Annotated in this window: 11 protein-coding genes; 3 read left to right on the top strand and 8 right to left on the bottom strand. The window is 56.9% G+C overall.

Annotation, left to right across the window (positions count from 1 at the left end):
- Window positions 1-60 precede the first annotated feature (60 nt).
- The 7 genes from AB6O04_RS07215 to AB6O04_RS07185 all read right to left on the bottom strand — a co-directional run bounded on the left by AB6O04_RS07215 (window position 61) and on the right by AB6O04_RS07185 (window position 13,702).
- Entirely contained in the window at window positions 61-7,536 is a 7,476-nt protein-coding gene (locus AB6O04_RS07215; RefSeq protein ID WP_368563150.1) for a toxin TcdB middle/N-terminal domain-containing protein, read from the bottom strand.
- A gap of 422 nt (window positions 7,537-7,958) precedes the next feature.
- Window positions 7,959-8,492: a hypothetical protein gene (locus AB6O04_RS07210; protein WP_368563149.1), complete on the bottom strand. Its 534-nt coding sequence runs from the start codon at window positions 8,490-8,492 to the stop codon at window positions 7,959-7,961.
- Entirely contained in the window at window positions 8,483-9,064 is a 582-nt protein-coding gene (locus AB6O04_RS07205; protein WP_368563148.1) for a hypothetical protein, read from the bottom strand. Before AB6O04_RS07205 ends, AB6O04_RS07210 begins: the two co-directional genes overlap by 10 nt.
- Window positions 9,065-10,191: 1,127 nt before the next feature.
- Window positions 10,192-11,229 (bottom strand): hypothetical protein, encoded by a 1,038-nt coding sequence (locus AB6O04_RS07200; protein WP_368563147.1) that lies wholly within the window; start codon window positions 11,227-11,229, stop codon window positions 10,192-10,194.
- Window positions 11,207-11,809 carry a DUF4186 family protein gene (locus AB6O04_RS07195; RefSeq protein WP_368563146.1) on the bottom strand — a complete coding sequence of 201 codons (603 nt, stop codon included), beginning with the start codon at window positions 11,807-11,809 and terminating at the stop codon, window positions 11,207-11,209. Before AB6O04_RS07195 ends, AB6O04_RS07200 begins: the two co-directional genes overlap by 23 nt.
- A complete protein-coding gene (locus AB6O04_RS07190) occupies window positions 11,802-13,265 on the bottom strand; it encodes a helix-turn-helix domain-containing protein (RefSeq protein WP_368563145.1) in 1,464 nt (487 codons plus the stop codon). The genes AB6O04_RS07195 and AB6O04_RS07190 overlap by 8 nt, the downstream gene beginning before the upstream one ends.
- A complete protein-coding gene (locus tag AB6O04_RS07185; protein ID WP_368563144.1) occupies window positions 13,262-13,702 on the bottom strand; it encodes a hypothetical protein in 441 nt (146 codons plus the stop codon). The genes AB6O04_RS07190 and AB6O04_RS07185 overlap by 4 nt, the downstream gene beginning before the upstream one ends.
- Window positions 13,703-13,838: 136 nt before the next feature.
- Here AB6O04_RS07185 and AB6O04_RS07180 point away from each other — a divergent pair, with 136 nt between their 5' ends.
- The 3 genes from AB6O04_RS07180 (at window position 13,839) to AB6O04_RS07170 (ending at window position 18,559) form a co-directional block, all read left to right on the top strand.
- Window positions 13,839-14,657, top strand: coding sequence for a type IV toxin-antitoxin system AbiEi family antitoxin (locus tag AB6O04_RS07180; protein ID WP_368563143.1), 819 nt, complete (start codon window positions 13,839-13,841; stop codon window positions 14,655-14,657).
- Between the two features lie 156 nt (window positions 14,658-14,813).
- On the top strand, window positions 14,814-17,837 hold the full coding sequence (locus AB6O04_RS07175) for a class I SAM-dependent DNA methyltransferase (protein WP_368563142.1): 3,024 nt from the start codon (window positions 14,814-14,816) through the stop codon (window positions 17,835-17,837).
- Window positions 17,834-18,559: a hypothetical protein gene (locus AB6O04_RS07170; protein ID WP_368563141.1), complete on the top strand. Its 726-nt coding sequence runs from the start codon at window positions 17,834-17,836 to the stop codon at window positions 18,557-18,559. The genes AB6O04_RS07175 and AB6O04_RS07170 overlap by 4 nt, the downstream gene beginning before the upstream one ends.
- Before the next feature lie 681 nt (window positions 18,560-19,240).
- On the opposite strand, the gene AB6O04_RS07165 is transcribed toward AB6O04_RS07170, so the two are convergent.
- Window positions 19,241-19,633: a hypothetical protein gene (locus AB6O04_RS07165; protein ID WP_368563140.1), complete on the bottom strand. Its 393-nt coding sequence runs from the start codon at window positions 19,631-19,633 to the stop codon at window positions 19,241-19,243.
- Window positions 19,634-19,635 lie beyond the last annotated feature (2 nt).

Raw genomic sequence — 19,635 nt, 5'->3', positions numbered from 1 at the left:
GAGCTGCTAACGCATGACGTCAGAAAGAATGCGGCGACAGTTAAAAGATAGATGCGAGCGTTAGTTGCCATATAGCCCCCTGCAATCAGATTGACCAGCACTACAAACGTAATTGAAGATTCCACGGCTCTCGGAACGGTAGTTCTGAACACCCTGCTGAAATGCTCTGGGCGTCAACTTGAATACAGGATTGCTCATCTGTTCATCGATTACCTGCATTTCTAATGAGTAGTACTCAGCATCACCATACTGGCGGCGAGTTGGCGTTCGGACACCGTAATAGGCTCCACGTTTCAAAAGCCACCAGTGGGAGTTCTCATGCTGGAGAATGCTGACGATCGCCCAATAGTTGTGGTTAAAAGCTGGGGCATACACATACACCTTTGAACCATCTGTATAAGCAGCCACATTAGGATCAGCTGCATAAAAGTCGTCTGTGTAGACGATATTGCCTTCGATCATTGCCATACCTTCCGAGCCCGCAAGATCGTTCAAGAACCCCTGTCTTTGGTTCACGTCCTTGATGCGTTCAATGTAGTACTCAGGTGCCCCTTCGGTACCGTCGCCCGTAGCGTCACCTCCAACTTTAACTCCTGGCCCGTACCTTGGCGGGGCTCGCGTCATTGCGGCCTGAATCGCCCCACTAATCGCGCCGTTGGCAAACTTCCCTCCTGTAGCCTCTGAGATCGTGCCACCGACGATAGCCCCCACCACGGTTCTGGCGAAATCATTCTGGATATAGCCGAGCTGCGGCATTACTAACACCGTAATGCCAGCGGACGTGAAGCCGTCACCGAACTTGCCCCCTTGCATCTCAGCTGCAATTCCGCCGGCCAATGCCGTGATGGCCACGCGGCCATAGGTCATCTCGCCGCCGTAGTAGGAGTCCAGGCCGTAGCCCACAGCGGCCGTAAATGCCCCCGCGACGGCCGCGCGGCGCGCTTCTTTGGGCGACGCACCGAAGGTGCGCGCCATGTCGTAGCTACCGCCGCCAGCGCAGGCGATAGCCCAGGGCCCGGGGACGAAGCTGCAGCCGACGCCCACCGCCAGGCCGCTGACCTTGGGCCCAGCCATTCGCATCGCGCCACGTATCAGTCCCGCTCCGGGGTTGAACAATGCCCGGCCAACCGAGAACATTCCGGTTGGGTCCGTATAGGTCAACGGATTGTTCAGGGTGTAAGAATAGGCATTCCAGCTCTGACCATTCGTGGGCGCCTGGATCACTGGATCGGCTTGCAAGAAGCGTCCTAGCTGGTCATCGTAGATTCGCCCGTTCATATGGGTGACCTGCATGCCATCCACATATTCGTGCCCGGTAAATCCACGTGGAGTGTTGCTGGAGGCGCTGCCGATGCCGGCCGGATTGCTGAAGGCGCGACGTGCGCCAAAGGCGGAGTAGTCCAACGACTCAGCGATGCTGCCATCGGTATTGGCGATGCGCACCAAACTTCCGAGATGATCCAGGAACATATAGCGGGTGCTTTGTACCACTCCACCACTGACGGTTTGCAGCGCCACCCCGGCGGCATACCGGCGCGCAGTTTGAACACCGCTCTGAATCAGGACTTCCACGCCACCCAGGTAAAGCGTGACCTTGCCGGCTTCCTCTCGCTTGTAGCGTTGTCCATCCGGTCCATACCAAAACCGGGTCCGCTGCCCGTTACCCATCTGGATCTCGTAGGCGCGACCGTCAGCGCTGTACTGGATCGTGCGGTCCTGCGCCGTGCCCGGAGCATCGCGCAGGATTTGATTGCCGCGGTCGTCGTAGTAGTAGAACGTCGTCGCCGCACCAGTACCGATCTGGCGGACCGCGTGCGGGCTATTGGCGATCGAGGAGATCGCCGCCTGGCTGATCGCCAGCGCGGATGTACTGGACACCATCAACGGACCGGACGCAGCCCGCGTTGATCGGTTCGCCTTCGCTGGTCGCTTAACCCAGAACCGTGGATTGGCAGTACCCCCGTCCAGCGTCCAGGAATCGTCTTCGTTATCCCAGCTCGGGCGATCGTCGCTGAAGCGGCGATAGCGGCTCTCCGGCGCATGCAGCTGGCCGCGGTTCCATGCGGGCTGCACACGCTGACGTGCAGCCGAGCGTTGATATGCAGGTAATGCCGGGCCCGCCAGCGTCGGGGCGCTGGCCTGCGCCATTGAAAGAGCACCCACACATCCATCGGCGCCGGCATAGGCGTAACCCAGCCCGTCCTTGCTGCAGATGTTGCCGAGCTGGTCGTAAGCATTGGCCAGCAGCACCTGGTTGGCGTACCCGCCATTGGCCATTGTCAGTCGTCCTTCGATTACCCGGTTGAGGCTGTCGTAGGTGAAGGACTCCAAATAGCGGCCTTCTTTCTGGTGCGAGGATAAGTTGCCAGCGGCATCCCAAGCGTAGCCTTCCTGCATCAAATTGCAGTTCGCATCGCCTGCGCAGATCTGGGCAATGCGTCCAGTCAAAGCGTGATATTGGCGGCGCACTTCCATGTTGGATTGTCCGCCGCGAACTTCCCGCGCCACATTGCCCCAGGCATCGGTAGCCAGTGTTCGCGTGTAGGTATCCGCCACGCTGTTGCAGGCAGGAGCGCTGTCCAGGTCGTCGCTGGCGCAAGTGGCCGTCGCTCCCCGGGACCCGAACTCAGTCTTGCTCCACTGTCCGCTGGCGTCACGAGACTTCCACGGCCGTCCCAAGGCGTCGTACTGCACATGGCTGTCAAACATGCCTTCGTCGAGCATGACCGCCGTACCGGTCGGTCTGCCCATAGCATCGTATGAGAAGCGCCGCTGGTAATTGACCTGGGTGCCCGCCTGCCCGGACCAGGCAGCGTACTGCCCGGTGATGGATTCTAGGGTGGGCAACCCGTGGGCGAGTGTGTCGTATTCGGTGCTGGCTTGAGTCTCGATCGTGCCGCCAGGCAGTTTGGCCGTGACCCGCCAAGTGCGTCCGCGCGCATCGATCTCGTGTTCGGTGCGGTAGCCGCCATTGTCGATCTGCGCGATCAACTCACCCAATGCGTTGTACTCGAAGATCGTCGTGCCGGTGTCTGGATCGACCTGCTGAATCTTCCGGCCCAGCATGTCGTAGGTGAAGCTGTTGGTAATCGCGCCATTGCCCACGTTGCGAGTGACGTTGGCCAAGTTTCCGTCGGCACGGTAGGCGAACTGGGTGATAAAGCCGCTGGCGTCCAGCGTGGACACGACTTCCCCCTTGCCGTTGCGCGTCCGGGACGTTGGGTTGTTGCGTGCATCGGTCGTGATCGTGACCAGGCCAGCGTACTGCGACGTCACTTGACTGCCGTCCGGGGCCTGCATGAGCGTGGGACGCCCCAGGAGATCGTAGTGGGCTGTGCTCCAGGCCCTGCCGGCACTGGTACAGGCGCCGGATACATCGGTCGGCCCCGTGGGGCTGCTGGTGCCCGGTAGGAAAAATGGGTTTGAGGTTCGAGCCACCCGGCCCACGCCGTCATACTCGGTGCACACGGCCGACACGTCCTGATCGTTCACCCCCGCATTGAAGGTCTCGCCCGCTTTCATGATGGGTCGGCCCAAAACATCGAAGTAGGTCCACTGCCGGGGCGATGCGGTGGCTGCGACTTGCTGCCGGAAGACCGCACCGGCCGGACAGGCCACCGCACCAACGCCGTTGCACCAGCGGTAGGTGGTCAGCCCGCTCGCGCCGCCGCTGCCCGGCGAGCCATCGGGCCTGGTTTGGCTCCAGGCGAAGTAATCGCGCCCCAAGGCGCCCTTGATGGCCAGGCTTCGCACACCGTTGGCGTCGCGCACCTCAGTAGCATCGCCGAACTCGTTGCGAGCAGCCACGTAGCTGGTGCGGCGCTCCTCGCCCGCGGCGCCGTTCCAGAACGGCTCGTAGGTGGCCACGGGGAATCGGCCCTGCGCGTCGAATACGATCCGTGAGTATCGACGTAAGGCATCGACGGCGGAGGGTCGGAATACGAAACCCGAGACCGAACACGCCGTGGCCGGCGCGGCGCAGGTGACCGCCTGGATGCGGTTGCCGAAATCGTCCAGGACGTAGGAAGTGGCCAACGCCTGATCGGCTGCGCCACCGGGTTGCGTACGCTCCTCGGTCAGCAATCCGGTGGCGGCGCCGCCCATGGCGTAGCTGAAACCGGCAGTGCGCACCACGTCTGGATAGCCCGGGCGGCGATGCGTGACGGTACTGGCCGTCAAGCGACCCAGGCGCCAGTTGGCGGTGTCATCGCTGTAGGTGTTCTGGGTGATCTGGGTGGCGGTCAGCGTGCCGGCCCCGGTGTAAGTATCCACCACGGTCTGCGTGACGTTGCCGAGGCCGCCGTAGCTGAAAGCGGTGGCGATCTTGCTGGTCACGGCGCCCGTGAAAGGATCGCGCAGCGTCTCCTCTGTGCCTTGGGTGCGCACATGGATGGGGGCTTGGCTGGCCAACGAGCCCGGCGACATCTCCCAACTCTGCACACTGCTAGAGAACCATTGGCCGCCCAGGTCAGGATGCGTACTGCCCGGGCCACTGAAGCAGGTGTTGCTCGCCGGCGCACTCAGGCAGGCAGGTGCCGCATAGGCGCTGCCGATCGCTTTTCGCACCGTCTGTACCGGCAAGCCGACGAACGGAAAATTCTGTGCGTATTGCGTTGTGGTGACGACGTGTCCACCGGACTGGTTTGGATCGATGGTCTCGATGGTGCCGAAGCCCAGGAAGCCTCGCCCGCCCGCTTGGATGCGTCCATTGGCATAGCGGTAGTACAGACTGGCCATCGCCGCGGCATTCCCGGTGCGCGGCGCACTGCTGGAGGTGCGCGCGACCACATAGCTGGAAGCCAGCAAGTCCTGGACGGGCGCACCACGTCCCCAGTTCGTGTTGTTGCGTGCACCTGCAGCACGTCGATAGACCGCATTGTTGGTCAGTGCTGCGTACTGCAGCTGTGTTTGGGCACCCATTCCATTGGTGATAGCGGTAATGACATCGCGTGGTTGGAACGGTTGACCACGCGAAAACGCCAAGCCGATGGTGCTGCCGGAAAAATCGAGCGACTGGAAATCCAGGTTTCCATCGCCGTCCACGTCGCCGAAGATCGGTACTCGCTGCTGTTCGTTACAACCACTGCCTTGGCAAAGACGTGCGTTGCCACCGGGCAAGGCAGCGGCGGCGGCGAATTCACCGTTCGGTAGCGCACGCCGCATTGCATAGGCTTTGTAGCTACCGTAGTTGACCAGATACAGCATGTCGGCTCGGCCATCGCCGGTGACATCGACAAAACGCACTTGATCGCGATAGTCAGCCAACGGCAAGGTCGCCCCTGCAGCGAAGAATCGCCCGGTGTTGATCGCGTATGTCCATTCGCTGGAGGAACTGCTACGCACCTGACGGTCCGAGAGTCCATCGCCGTTGATGTCCGCGAACACAATGGCGTATGAGTTGGCATTAGCCACATAGCCGTGTGATTTGAGCACAATGGCGTTGGCACCTAGAGTGTCTACGGCAAAGGCATACAGCCCATCCGAGCGCACCCGCTGCCAACAAGGATCGGCCAAAATAGCGTCAGGCTCGTCCGGACTCTGGTAACGGCTAACCAACGTTTCTTGGGTCCCCTTGCTGCGCAACATCGCGGAATCCATCGTGCATCCCGGTCCGTCAATCCATTCCTCAGCCTGCGCGGTGATATGAAACAGCAGGTCGGAAGCAGCGTCCCCATTGAAGTCGTACATCTGCATGAAACCGGTTTTAGACGAGGGTGCGCCTGCTACCGCCACATGGCATTCCCGAATATAGGGATTCGACGGATCGTCACAACCTTGAATGATTGTGCCAATAGAGCTTTGATCGATCGAGGTGAGACGTTCGCTCCCCCATCCAAAGCCTGAACCCTGGCGCTCCATCAAGCGGGCACGAAGGTTTCCTGCGCTGAAATAGAAGATGTCGGTGAGTCCATCGCCATTGACGTCTGCCAATTGAACTTGCGATCCCTCCGATTCAACGGAAGGAATTGCCGGCGAAAGACTCGCAATCAGATTGGTGGTCATGTCGAAGTGCGTGCCGTTGGACGGATGCACGCGCCAGCCTTGGCCGGTGACACTAGAGACGAACAGATCGTCCAGCCCGTCCCCGTTGTAGTCGAACAGGTGCCAGGCGCCATCTCCGCGAGCGGTGATGTTGGCAGGTATGCAGTTGAAGGTGCTGTTGCTGTAAGTGGGGCGGCCGGCACCATCTAGCGTACCGAGCATGCTGATGATCCAACTGCCACCTTGGCAACCGGTCCCGGCCAAATACAGCACCGCGAGGTCCTGTCGACCATCGCCGTTCAAATCACCCAGCTTGAAATTCTTGTAATGGTCCGTTTCCAGCGACAGATTGGCTGGCGTCTCAAATGTGGAGAAGCTGTGGCTGGCGGTGCTCCACGCAAATGAAGTCGGCGCCGAACATATCGAAGCTGTGGTGTCCCGGCACTCTTGCAAACCCACCATGCTGTCTTGTTGGCTGCCGGAGGGTGATGGAGCATAGGTCAGCAAGTAGTGGCGCACTTGTTCGCTGGCGCCGTTGCAGGCCAAGGTCGCGCAGCTGGTAATGCTTTCCAGGCGCTGCGTCGTGGCATTCAGGCCACCAGCCAGGTAGCCCGAACTCCACTGTGCTGCCGGCAGCGTGGTGTAGTTGAACTGCAGTTTGGCGTAGGGGGCAACCGCACCGGTGGCTTGGCCGGCGAGTGCAACCCGTCCGGTATAACGCACCTCACGGATGTGGATCTCACCGGTACCTGCCGCGCCCGGGTTCTCGTTATAGAGGTAATCGATGTAGTTTCCGGTGGAATCCTGGAAGCGTGTCTGCGCCCAGCTGAGCGCTGGGCCGGAATGGTACGGTGAAGTGGATTCCACGTAACCATCCGGCCGCGTGGTGCCGCCCGTGTTGCTGCTTCGATCGCCGTACCAGCTGATCGAGCCATCTTTACGCTCAACTGTAAAAAAGGCAGGACCCGTTGTGCTGCCGTTCGCGCCATAGGCACAGATCCGGCTGAAACTCTCCAGCTCGGTAGCCAGCGCCACCCCATTCATGCCGCCCGCCGAAGGGCAGGTCGCGGTGGACGGTATCAGGCGTTGGCCATCCAGGCAGTAGTGATCGCTCTGGCCGTAATTGATAGGACGCGGGTTCCCGTCAGGCGTGGCCGCTCCCAGAAAATCGCCGGCTTCGCGCGTAGCGCGGCATCGGCTGACTGACGACAATCCTGCAATGGACCAGCCCTTGCCTAAAGCACCGTGCCCGCCCTGGCTGGAATAAGTTAAAGACAATCGCGGTGCCACCCCTGCGGTGCCGGGAACGGCGTAGAGCGGAATGCTGTAGGTGGCTGCACCGGATTCGTCCACGCGAAACGCGGCGGCCGTAGCGGATACCGAGTCCGATAGCGGATCGGGTGCGACCAAAAGGCGGGCCGGAAGATTGCCACCTGTAACCTGTGCCATCACGTCGAACACAAATGCGCCTAACGGACCGAGGATGACGCTCGCGACTAACAACAGGAGGGCAGAGGCACCTAGCGAAACACGTGGGTTCGATGGGTCGGACATGCGGAACTCCTTTCCACGCCGGCAGTCACCCGCGCGAAAATCACGGTGGCAACAACAACCCATAAGAAGCGTCCTGCAGACGCATGGCGCCTACCACCGGCCCCCACCGGGATTGCAGACTGCGACCCACATCACACCCCAGGGCCGCTCGCGCAGTATCGCCACCAACGGAGCCGCAATCAATGCGCTCGGCTGGTAAATGCATTTACTTGCGTCAGCTCGCCTAGCTCAGAGCCGCTATGTCGTCCGTCCAGCCTGCCGCCGCTGTCCAGTTCGTCCGGCGGCGGTGTCCAGCCCAGCTGGCGGCAGGTGTCCGCCATAGCGTGCGCCCCTGCAACAACATAACTCTTCCTGTCGACCAGAAGCAGCTTTGTACTCTAGTCTCGTTGGCACATTGTTCGGGCTAACATTTTGCCATCTCTTCAGGTCAGCGGAGAGTCCAGATACTCAACAATTTGGTCAACTACTTGCTCTAACGGTAAGTCTGCTGAAACGATTAAGCTTGCGCGTTGAGGAAGCGATTTAATGACATCCTGCTCGGTAGAATGTTGTTCAGCGCTACTTCGCGAAATCTGATCTAGGTCCCGTGAACGCTCCACTCCATCTCGCAGATCCAGATGCACCAATAGGACCTGATGAGAACCGAGCAACCCACGCAGTTCATCAAGGATGCTCACGTGACGAACACCATCAATTATGAGCGGCTTGGCTCCATCCCATTTCGCTCGGGCAATCACCTGCTCGCACAACCAGGTATTGCCGTGCTCTTGGATTAACTGAGCTCCCAGGTCCTGAAGCACTTCCCTGGAGTCGGGGTCCAACAACCGCGCAATTGCTTCGGAACGCATTAAATCTCCAAAGCCCGTCCAAACACCATTGATCTTATTCGCAACCGCGCGCGAAACGGACGTTTTTCCACTACCAATGCGGCCTGAAAAACAGACTACTATGGCCATAGATTTAGATGCCCTTGAGCAATTCTGTTCTGTTCCACCACCCAACCGCGCCTATCATTTTTTGGATAAGCGATATCCGAAGTCGGACGCACATGATCTACTGAAATAAGTGTGGCGAAGCGAGCCTCTCTGCGCGCTTCCCAAAACTCGTCGTTCTCGGCACAAATAACGCGAGCAAAACGGTCCCTTATCTGCAGCCACGTTTTTGGATCCAGACGATAGCTCCATGTCGCCCCAACCATGCAGATGCCGACGATCGGACCACCAACTTTCTTGATTGCGATCACATCGCCAGCTTGTACTTCCCCAAACGGAGCGACCTGATTCTGCGAGAAACGTGACTCGACCGTCTTACGGCCATCGAGAAGCCAGGTCAGGAAAGGCTCCTGAAATACAGCAACGTGAAGCGACCAGTCCCTAGGTTGGCTACCAGCGCCAGCGTCCAATATAGATGACCAGAACGGGTCGTGCTCAAGGTCGCGAGCCAACCTCGCCATCAGCGGTTCGCGGGCAAGGCCAGCCGAGCTCGAGTCGCTCTTTTTCGATGATGTCTGAAAGCTGATTTCGGACATGCTGCTCGGCCGCTATCCCTTGGCTCTGTATGGTACTAGGTCCTGATGCCGACAGGAACAACGCCGGGAGCAGATCAGGAGCCTCGCAGGAGAATATCCGATTACATGTGGTCCACACGCGGGCCAAAGCCCGCCGTGAATCCCGACGGCTCACGGTGGGCAGCACATCTCCTTCAAGGATGGAGTGGAGCGAAGGATCAGCACCCTCTGGGCCGAAAATCGGCGCCACCCGAACTCGCACCGGCCCGAATCGCAGCTCTTGCCAATTCTCAGACGCTACGTCGCCCGGCCACACCGCTTTTTCCTCTCGGACTTTACGCATTAGCCAAAGATCACCGCGCCGCCACTCAGCAGCAACATTCCTGATCCCGGCAGCGCGCAAAGCACTTCGCTCGAAAGGGGGAGTCTCATATGGAATTAATCCTTCCGACACTGAGAGCAATTCAAGGCCAAGTTCTTCAGCTACGCTCAAGACCCTCTGATTTTCCTCAGCGATGCTCGGGCGCGTTCCGACAGCTGGCATGGCCATCAGAAGGTGACCATTTGCCCCCAAGGCAGCCGCCGCGAAATGCAAGAACCTGGGGATGTGCTCCTCATACCAGGGAGGGTCCATTAAAACGGTCGCATATCTTTCTCCGAGGCGCGGTTTCCGCATCAAATCGACTGCAAAGCAGCGTCCACCAAGCGCCGGAGACCACATGTCCCCACTTACGTCCGCGCCGTAGTAGTCCACCATCAGCCCGTTCTTACTCGATCTGAATGCCGCAGCAAAGGTGGGGGTTGCTACCAATGCGACTTTGCCCCGTGGCGGCGTCACTTCACGCATCATTAATGCCAACTCGCGAATAGCGCCGGGCGCAAAACGCCATTCGAAATCAAGCGGGTGAGGCGGAAGGAGCCCTAATAGACCGCTGGGGGCTTGAGGAACGCTGATATCGTACGATGCCGATGCAACCAAGCGGCGAGCCTCGATGTCAGAGTTTCCTTCCGCGCCTTGCAGGGTCTTGAGCGCATGAAGTACGTGCTCGGGATAGATACCTGGCAAGCTGGACGTCAAGCCTGCGAAATCTGTACGTGGCGAAGCGAGCGCAGACTTCACAGTCTGCGCCACCCAATGATCAAACGCTTTACGACGCCCTGCGTCCAAGCGGCACCGTTGCGATGGGCTGCATAAGCTCTAGCGGTGAGAATCGATTTTGAAGTTCGTTATTCCAGGCTGAAATGGCAGCGTCTTGGATGTCTAGGGCTCGTGTTCTTTCGGCATTCATTCGCTGCACTACGGGAGAGAATGCTGCTATGCGGAGGGGCACGGTCCGCAAAGGCAAGTTATGGTCTATCTGCTGTAGGCGATCTACGAACACACGCATAGATGAATCCACGCCAGAAGACTCTGAAGCGGTAAATGTCGCATACGCGTAGCAATCCAGACCCTCAGCAACGAGACGAGCCATGATTTCAAACTGCCGATCAAACGCCTCCGGCTCGGCTCGCGTGTTAAACCCAAAGGAAGCCACGTCGAAACCCTTGAAACATGCGACACGCCCATACATCCGGTATTCAACGATCTCACGCCTCTGCGCTAGAGTGAGGTAGCGCCAGAAGTAGTCCGTGCTCAGATTGTCGTCTGACCAAAGATATACTTGGCTGTCGAGATTCCGGCGGCGGAGCGCACGCATCATCCAAAGTACCCACTCCGGCGACAAATCCGGAGATCCACCAGTCAGGTCGATTACGAGGGGATGTGTTTCTTCGGCTTGATATAAGTCGAGGAGATCATCTGCCGATAGCCAAGCCCCGACCTTGGGATTCCCGGCAAGCAATGCATACGGAACAAAGCAATACCAGCAACGCCATGCACACGCAGCATTCTGGAAAACCTGCGCCTCGATCACGTCAGGCGGATTAGAGCGCAGGGCCTGAGCGGCCGGATCTATTGGAAGCGGATTCTCCGGCCAACCCGCCGCCGTTTCTCGCCTGAAATGCCTTATACGACCGAACCCACCACAGTTCGCAGGCACGCTCAGATCCTGCGCCTGCTCGGATTCCGCCAGACGCGCAATCAGGACGCGCTCTTTCTCAACGTCGATAACCAGCGTACGGAGATGGGTTGCAGCCTTGTGGGTGTCAATCCGCTTCTCGATCCTATCGGTCTTGATCAGGTCCATTGATGCGACGCCCCCTTGGTATTTTCTCTGGTTCGTCCCGCAAGTGCGGCATACGATCGCTGATGTATCTCATGATGAGATCAGCAAAGTATTCGATCTCCTGTTCTGTCAACTCCCGCCCCTTTGGAATTGCGTGCCAATACTCCACGCACGTACGGCAACAGCATGCAGTAGCATGCTGGGCATAGTAGATGACGTTTCCCTCCATCGGGGTCTGCTGACCGTCGCGCACAGGCTGTTCGGCACCTATCGATTTCACGACTCGATTGTGCGCAGCGGTACGCAGAAGAAGACGTCCCTTGCGCCGTGCATGCTTGTCGGCCTTCTCATCGATGACCTTGTGCCAGAAATGGTGACGGATGTACTCGCGCCTGAGCTCAGAGAACGTGTGGTTCACATCCTCGAAATCACGTGAATGTACGCGGTCCCAGTCCACAAGCGACATGCCGCATTTTCTACAGTTTCCCTGCTCGGCAGGCGTCATCGTGCGTCCGTAGAACTTGAAGCAATGAAGATCAGCTTCACAATCACTCATTGTGCAAGTGACTTTGAGCGGCTCAAGCTGTAATGGCTCAATCATCTATCTCGCTCCCTTCGTAGGCTAGAGCGCGATTCAGTAGTTGCGCATCCACTGGATCGACACTCCCGAAATCGAAACGCTCATAAAAGACCTTCCGCGCGATCATGAAAGGATCACCGGTTTGAGTTTGCAGATTGCTTGCAGCTCCCCACCAATTCAAACCTTGTAAAGATAGTCTCCAAGCCAAGTAGTTTGCGAGATAATCCACAGCGACACCTGCGCGACCCGCGACATCTGGAACTATCGACTTTAGAAGTGGAATCTTCCCACGCGCGTTTTTAACGCACTCCTGGACGAGATCCTCGGCTAGGCCATTCAGGACGACGTTCCCGGCGAAATTATTGGCTGCCAGTTCCTCGGGTGACGTCCGTCGCGAAGACGTTAACTCTCCCTCTTCAATCCAGGCATGAGTGGCCTCTTCGGGACTTTGTCCTGCATGATGCCATTCATGCAGAAGGTCAAATATCCATCGCGACAGATATCTCGATTTTTGCTTGACGACAATGACATTACGCCCACCTACCCGCCAGCAGGCTCCATGAAAGGCGCCGCTATCGCCCAATGGTATGACTGGCACCCCACAGTCCCAGAAATGGTGGAGAACTGAACTTAAAGATATGGAGGAATCGCGGGCAAGCAGGTTCGCACGCATTTCTACCGGATCGAGAGTTAAATGCATCATGGGAAGACGCCCACTGGCATTAGCAACAACGAGCCCAAGGTAGTGCGCCCAGACGATATACGCGTTTAACCTGCGCCCATGGGCACCGCCTGGCAGCTTGAAACGCGCCGCAGCAGCTGCAACCTGGGGAAAAGCAAGCGGTTGCGCGCTGAAAAGCGCATTCGGAGACCACCTGAAGACTCGGGCTAGTACATCTGAAGCACGCGCCGCAGAATGTCCCTGCGTTTCTTGATCGTCACTGTATAGGCCGCTCAAGATTGTGGTAGGCAGAAGGCGGTTTTGCAAAAACTCCGAATCGATCCCGACGGTATCCAAACGTGCGATGAAAGCGTCTCGCGTTGGCTCTTCAACTGGCAAAGAAACTCTCTCAGAAACGCTAACGCCCAGCGCGTCAGCGACCTCCTTGACTCTGGTCAAACTGGCAGAGGAGTACTCGGTAGCTTCGTAACGTTGAACCTGCTGCTCCTTGAGGCCCATCTTTTCGGCCAGGTCTTTTTGGCTTAGCCCAAGAGCGATTCTCGCTTTGATAAGCGCGGCAGGAAGTTCTTCCAGCGACTGGGCCTCTATTACGGCAGGCCTCTCTCTAAGAAGGGATTCGTATTCCCTGACTTCGGTTTGAAGATCATTGTATTGGCTTCGTACAGCATCGATCTGTGCCTTTCGTAAGATCGGATGTAAATGATCGGCGGGTTTCAATTCGAAGTCATTAAGGGCATTCGCGAAGTTGAGTGTCTGCGCCTTCGTGATTCGGTACTGGCGTTCGTTCTTGATCATGGCAGTCCCCGCAAGTCGATCGATATGATTCCTTTTGAATCACCGGACGATTTGTCGATCTGAAAAAAATCTAAGAATGGCTTCCCAGAACCGTCCTCTGTTATCTCTGCCGGAAACAGATCACCGAAATATTTCGCCTTCATGGCGCGGCGGCCGTCGTCAAATTTCAAGAGCACCTGGTCAAGATGGCTTGGGTCGACATTCGTTATGCTCCAGCACGCGTCGTAATCTTCAGGCAGCTCTTTGGCCGTAACGAAACTGCCGTCTAAGTAAGCGATCGAGCAGCCAGCAGCACGGAGTTCTCGGAGTGCGCGCATTAATGCCTGCAGCAACCATTTGCGGTGCAGGTTGTATCCAAAGCGTTGTTCGATTTCATGCCAAGTGGCCGGATGAATACCCGGTGGCAGGAGGCCCGAAGACTGGAATGTGGGAATCATCGGGTTGCCCTGTTTCGACAATGACACAACTATATTGTTGTGTTGCTGAGAAAGTCAACAGCGGAACGAGACGATTCTTCCCCAAACCATATGCGAAAACCTACATATGTCATTGGTTTTTGCATATGATCTGGGAATGGTCGCCCTCGAACAGTACATTGACGATTGCATGGGCCTCGGCCGCTCGTACTTCGCACGTGAGGAAGCACTGGCGGCACTTGCCTGTAGCTCAACAGCTTTGACCGCGGCGATCACGAGACTAATCAAGAAGCGACGCTTGGCAAATCCGCGCCACGGCTTCTATTTGATACTACGCCCCGAAGACCAAGTTGCTGGAGCGCCTGATCCAATACGCTGGATCGACCCTTTGGTAAGACATCTGGACCTGGATTACCGAGTATCGCTGCTGCGCGCAGCGGCCTTTCATGGCGCCTCAAATCAAGCGGCTATGGTGTTCCAGGTAATCGTACCTCGTCAGGTACGCAACTTCGAGATTGGACAACATCGCTTGGACTTCATTTTTCAAAGTCCAAGGACGTTTGAACGGATAAACGAAGGGCCATGGCTCGACGAGCTATTAAGCGAGACTGGTTATGCCAAGGTCGCAGGCATTGAGACAACCCTGCTCGATTGTGCGCGCTATTTCCACAAGGCTGGCGGCATCAACGGATTCGCCCAGATAGTCAAAGATCTCGGAAAGAAGGCCAACCCTGATCGTTTGGCCGAGATAGCTACTCACTACGAAAACTCATCCGTGCGGCGCCTCGGCTATATGCTCGATCTAGCGAAACACGTACTTCAGGCCGAGGCGCTACGCCCATTCGTGAAAAAGGCTAAGACCACAGTAATGTTAGACCCCTCCATCAAACCCTTGCTTCCATCACTTATGGAGCATTTCAAGAAAGCGCCCGATTGGTTGCTCTTGATCAACGAACCCGTGGAGGTGGAGTTTTGATCCATCAAGCCTACCTGCAACAGTGGAGCGCACAAGCGCCATGGCCTGAGCTTCGACAGGCCAAACAAGACCTCACTACCTTCCGCTCTCTGTGCATTGGAAGGAAAGATCACTTTTCGTTGGGGGTACCGGCGGCACACAACATGGAAACTGCTCGTGATTAGCGTCAACCACACCCTTCAGCAGTACGGCGGCGATCCCGCATCATTCTTGCTGTTCGATACCGACATGCCGGAACTGCTCCCTTACGCGACGATCACTGCAGCGCGGGCAGCTGGGGATCCTGACCTCGCTGCTTTGGGTGGCGTGTATGAATGGCAGGACAGGCCACTCTTATTTATAGTCGATGGATCGCTACTCGCCGGAGATAGTCAGCGGCTCGGCAGGATCCGTCGCCTAGTCGCGATGCGAGGAGATGCCCCCTATCTGGCGGTGGTATCGCCCGGTTCCATGACCATTTATCGAGTGGGATTGGATGGGGATGTTTCACAGGCCAAAGTACCGATAGGCAACGCGGAGGAGGATCGACGAATAGTAATACCCTATCTCGGCAATCTTCGACCAGAACTTTCAGCCAATCGTCGCTGGATCAGCGACATTATCCTCAGATTACTAACCAATGCCTTGGATGAACTGGCGGAGCTGGATGTCGCAGACAACGACGCAATTTCTCTGGTAGGACGAGCCTTGTTCGTTCGCTTCCTGGCGGATCGAAACATATTGCCTCAGTCCGTATGCACATTCTCACCTGATGGAGCCGAGGCGCTTTTTGACACGATTCCAGCCGCCATGGCCACGTCGGCTTGGCTTGATCAAACCTTCAACGGCGATTTCCTTCCGCTAACGGCGGCAACGATAAAGTCGCTTCCGGAGAAAGCACTAGGCATTCTGGGCCAGATTTTGCGCCGCGCTCCCGGTGGCCAGCTCCAACTTGGCTGGCAGGAAAAATGGGGAATGCTGGACTTCGCGCATATTCCAGTTGGCGTTCTCAGCCAAGCATATGAGCGGTATCTGAGTCATCACGAACCAGAGAAGCAACGTAAGGAGGGGGGCTACTACACGCCTCGGCACATCGCGGACCTGATGGTGCGAGCCTCGTTCTCGGCACTCGGTCGTGAGGGTGCTACGCATAAGGTACGGGTACTAGATCCTGCGGCAGGGGCAGGCGTCTTCCTGCTGACAGCCTTTCGTCAACTCGTAGGCGAACGCTGGCGTCATGACGGACAGCGACCCGGAACCGAAATCCTCCGAGAGATTCTGTACACCCAAATAACGGGCTTTGACATTAACGAATCCGCGCTGCGCTTTGCAGCACTCGGACTGTATCTAATATCGATCGAACTGGATCCCAACCCCGAGCCCCTTCAAAAACTACGGTTTCAAGATCTACGCCCGGCGGTGCTTCGTAAGTTTGGAGAGCTAACCAAAGGCGTTCGATCAGGGGATCTAGGAAGTCTTGGTAAAGTCGGACCCGAACACCTTGCCGCCTACGATCTGGTGATCGGCAATCCGCCTTGGGCCACTTCCACCCAGCTATCGGACTGGCCATTGCTGGAAGAAGATATTACGCGCATCGCTCGCGAAAGACTCGTTGATGAGCAGATTCGGGCGCCGATACCAAACGAGGTTTTGGACCTCCCATTCGTTTGGCGTGCAATGGAGTGGGCGCGTCCCAATGGGCAGATCGCCTTTGCCTTGCATGCGCGGCTGCTGTTTCAGCGCGGGGAGACCATGCCGGCAGCGCGAAATGCGCTGTTCGGGGCACTCGATGTAACAGGGGTGGTGAATGGCACGGAGTTACGCAAGACACGTGTATGGCCTGAGATAACCGCGCCTTTCTGTCTACTATTCGCACGCAATACAGTGCCCTCAGCGGGTGCGGGCTTCCGCTTCACAAGCCCGCATCCCGAAGGCCCGCTTAACCAAAATGGCGCTTGGCGAATAGACGCGGCCAATGCAGAAATCGTAACTACTGAGGACGTGCGACGACGCCCGGAGCTTTTGAAGATTTTGTTCCGAGGAACGCGACTAGATCTAGAGCTATATGACAGGATCGCTGAAAAAGGATTCTCCACTCTTGATCAGTACTGGCGTGCACTTTTCGGCGAGCATCGCGGGAGGGCGAAACATACCGGAAACGGGTACCAAAGCATTCGCGCTAGTAGTCGCGTCCGGAAAGGAGCAGAGCTGCCGGGGGCGTCGGCATCCTATCTTCATCGTCTACCTGAGCTCCCCAGCAAACTTGAAACAGGTTTGCTGATCGATGTGTCGGCTCTTAAGAAGTTCAAGGCCCCTCGCATTCATGATCCCCGCCCCGCGCTATTGTTCAAAGGGCCCCTTCTGCTAGTTCGAGAGTCTCCTCCTGTAGATCATGGTCGAATAAGAACGTCGGTTTCGCTCGATAGCGTTGTTTTCAATCAGAGCTATCATGGGTATAGCACTCATGAACACGAGCACAGCGACGCACTAGCGCGGTATCTGGCGTTGGTCATCGGCAGTAAGATTGCGCTTTGGCATGCACTCATCACCAGTGGACGGTTTGGCTTTGAGCGCGAAGTCGTTGAGAAGTTCATTATCGACGAGATACCGGTCCCAGTATTTGAGGATCTTTCACCAAAGGATCGGAATACTGCGGTTTCTCTTTTCGATTCGCTCGTCCACCACGACGATGAAATCGGCTGGCGGAAAGTCGATCGCTGGGTCGGCTCACTGTTCGGCTTGACTTCCGATGATGTCGAAACGATTTCCGACACGTTGCGGTATCGCCTCCCCTTCGCCGCCAATGTAAAGGCAAGCCAAGCTCCTGTGACTGCGGCACAGCACAGCGCTTTTAATAGAAAGATCCAAGCAGAGCTCCAACCTTGGTGCCAACGATTTGATAGGCCGTTGGCTGTTCACCCGCTTCAGATGCCCCCGTTGTCACCGTGGCGCTTCATTCTGCTCAGTCGCACTGGTCATTCGACAAGTGCGAACGCCATACCCGCCGACTGGGCGCAAGCAATCCGTCTTGCCGACGAACTTTCTGCAACAGAGCTAACTTATTTTGATAAGGAAACCGATAGCCTCATCCTCGGCCGTCTCAACCAAGCACGCTACTGGAGCCCGAGTCAGGCGCGACTCGCCGCACGGCGCATCATATGGGATCACATCGACTTTCTCTCTGGCAAGGAAGCCAAATGAGCTTGGCCATACGCGCACGCGTAGATCATGTTTCTGAGCTTACTCGGGGTCAGTCTATTCCACTTGAGCCGATAGCCGATGCGCATCTCGATGTCATCATGGAGACTGTGGCTCGCGTTTGGTCAGAACTGCTCGACGAAGGATGTCAGATCGTTGTCGAAGGTAATGAAGCCGAGATCAATGCACTCATTGAATCACGGCTAAATAATCTTTGGAAAGTCGATCCACTCTGGTCGCAACTCGTGACTTCTGTCGCGCGGGGTAAGGAGTCGTTGAGCTTTGATGGCGCGCACTTGGAGAAGAGGCCCGACCTATCAATCTACCTCACTGGAAAGCACCCTTCGTTTCCAGTAATCGTAGAATGCAAGATCATCGATCATGCATCCGGTAAGGGCATGGATCTTTACTGCAGCAAGGGAATATCTCGTTTTGTGAATGGCCAGTACGCATGGGCAAGTCGAGAAGCCATCATGATGGGTTATATCCGCGATGGATCGACAGTCGAAGAACATCTATATCCATTCTTGGTGGCCAGCGCTAAGCGTAAACCAGATCCCTGGCAGACGAATCAGTTGCCAGAAAGGGCCAAGAACTTTCGATCCGTTGTTTCGTCGTCCTATCACTCTCGGAGCTTCCTTTATCCAAGCTCAGTTAGCGATTCCGCTCCAGGTGCTATCGCGCTACTTCACCTGTGGCTAAAACAAGCAAAAAAGAAGGACTAGATAGGCGCGCTCGAGTTCAATGGCCCGAGCATGGCGTTACTGACCCAGCAATTAGCACGCTTTTAGTAACGGCTTGGTCTATTCCCCACGTAACCACCGGAGGTGGGCGAGATCAGGCAACTATCTAAATGAAGTTCCAAAGCCTAATTCACGGTGTGAATTATGCGGCGGTATCGGATTCAGAAGTGGACATTCGCCGATAGTATGACGTGGGGCGAACTGCGAGAGCGGTTTAGGTGGTGTCGCTTCGTCGAGGCCGGTCTGAGCGGAGCTCTCGCTCTGGGCTGACGACTATTAGTGAGATCCGTGGCGCCAAGAAGGAGCGGGTTTCTCGGCTGCTGACCTGCCTCTGCGCGATCGGATTTCACCCCTGGACAGCTATGTCCGTTGTCCCGCTGGAACGGCGTTCAACTACTTAGAAGATGCTTTCGTCCCGTCCTTCTGAGTAGCTCGAAAGGAGTCAAAAAATGACCGCTGACCTGGTTTATCGCACCCTAGTGCCGAACGCACCCCAGCTCATCCAAGCCGACGCCGCTTTACGGCGTGGCTTAGCTTAGGCACCGGCCCCTCTATCCAGAGCAGGGTCAGCTCCAAAGGGCCGACATCTAACTGTTCTCAAGCAAAATCCGGCCTATCCACGCCATGCGATAGCAAGCTATGCGGACAGATCTTGATGATCCGCTATTCGAGTTGCTCAGCAGACAATCTGGTCGGATCACGCGATCCCGGACCCAAAATCTTGAATGGATCGACTCCCATGTCTTTCAGCCTCTGCGCTACTCGCATGAAGTTCAAAAGGAGATTGTTGTTCTCCTCCCTCAGCTCAGCGTTTTCAGCTTCTAGTGCTCGAATTCGCTCATTGACCGTTCGCCGCCTAGTTCCTAGTCCAGTGCCAAGACGAGATTTTCGGATGGCCGTGAGCCTCTCCACAATGTCTTTGTGCCTCCATATGGTTTGACGTGACACGCCTACGTTCGAGGCAAGCTCGTCAAGCGTTGGAACTCCCTCACCACGATGCCTCTCAAGATCGTCCAGGACGACCGATACTGTGAGCTTCCAGTTTGGATTTTTCATTG

The sequence above is a fragment of the Pseudoxanthomonas sp. UTMC 1351 genome (assembly GCF_040948865.1).
Lineage (GTDB): Bacteria > Pseudomonadota > Gammaproteobacteria > Xanthomonadales > Xanthomonadaceae > Pseudoxanthomonas_A.
This window is presented reverse-complemented; position numbering and strand designations above follow the sequence as displayed.

What these genes read in the sequence shown, in the direction of transcription:
- AB6O04_RS07215 (WP_368563150.1), bottom strand. Translation starts at nt 7,536, where the DNA reads ATGTCCGACCCATCGAACCCACGTGTTTCGCTAGGTGCCTCTGCCCTC.
- AB6O04_RS07210 (WP_368563149.1), bottom strand. Translation starts at nt 8,492, where the DNA reads ATGGCCATAGTAGTCTGTTTTTCAGGCCGCATTGGTAGTGGAAAAACG.
- AB6O04_RS07205 (WP_368563148.1), bottom strand. Translation starts at nt 9,064, where the DNA reads ATGTCCGAAATCAGCTTTCAGACATCATCGAAAAAGAGCGACTCGAGC.
- AB6O04_RS07200 (WP_368563147.1), bottom strand. Translation starts at nt 11,229, where the DNA reads ATGGACCTGATCAAGACCGATAGGATCGAGAAGCGGATTGACACCCAC.
- AB6O04_RS07195 (WP_368563146.1), bottom strand. Translation starts at nt 11,809, where the DNA reads ATGATTGAGCCATTACAGCTTGAGCCGCTCAAAGTCACTTGCACAATG.
- AB6O04_RS07190 (WP_368563145.1), bottom strand. Translation starts at nt 13,265, where the DNA reads ATGATCAAGAACGAACGCCAGTACCGAATCACGAAGGCGCAGACACTC.
- AB6O04_RS07185 (WP_368563144.1), bottom strand. Translation starts at nt 13,702, where the DNA reads ATGATTCCCACATTCCAGTCTTCGGGCCTCCTGCCACCGGGTATTCAT.
- AB6O04_RS07180 (WP_368563143.1), top strand. Translation starts at nt 13,839, where the DNA reads ATGGTCGCCCTCGAACAGTACATTGACGATTGCATGGGCCTCGGCCGC.
- AB6O04_RS07170 (WP_368563141.1), top strand. Translation starts at nt 17,834, where the DNA reads ATGAGCTTGGCCATACGCGCACGCGTAGATCATGTTTCTGAGCTTACT.
- AB6O04_RS07165 (WP_368563140.1), bottom strand. Translation starts at nt 19,633, where the DNA reads ATGAAAAATCCAAACTGGAAGCTCACAGTATCGGTCGTCCTGGACGAT.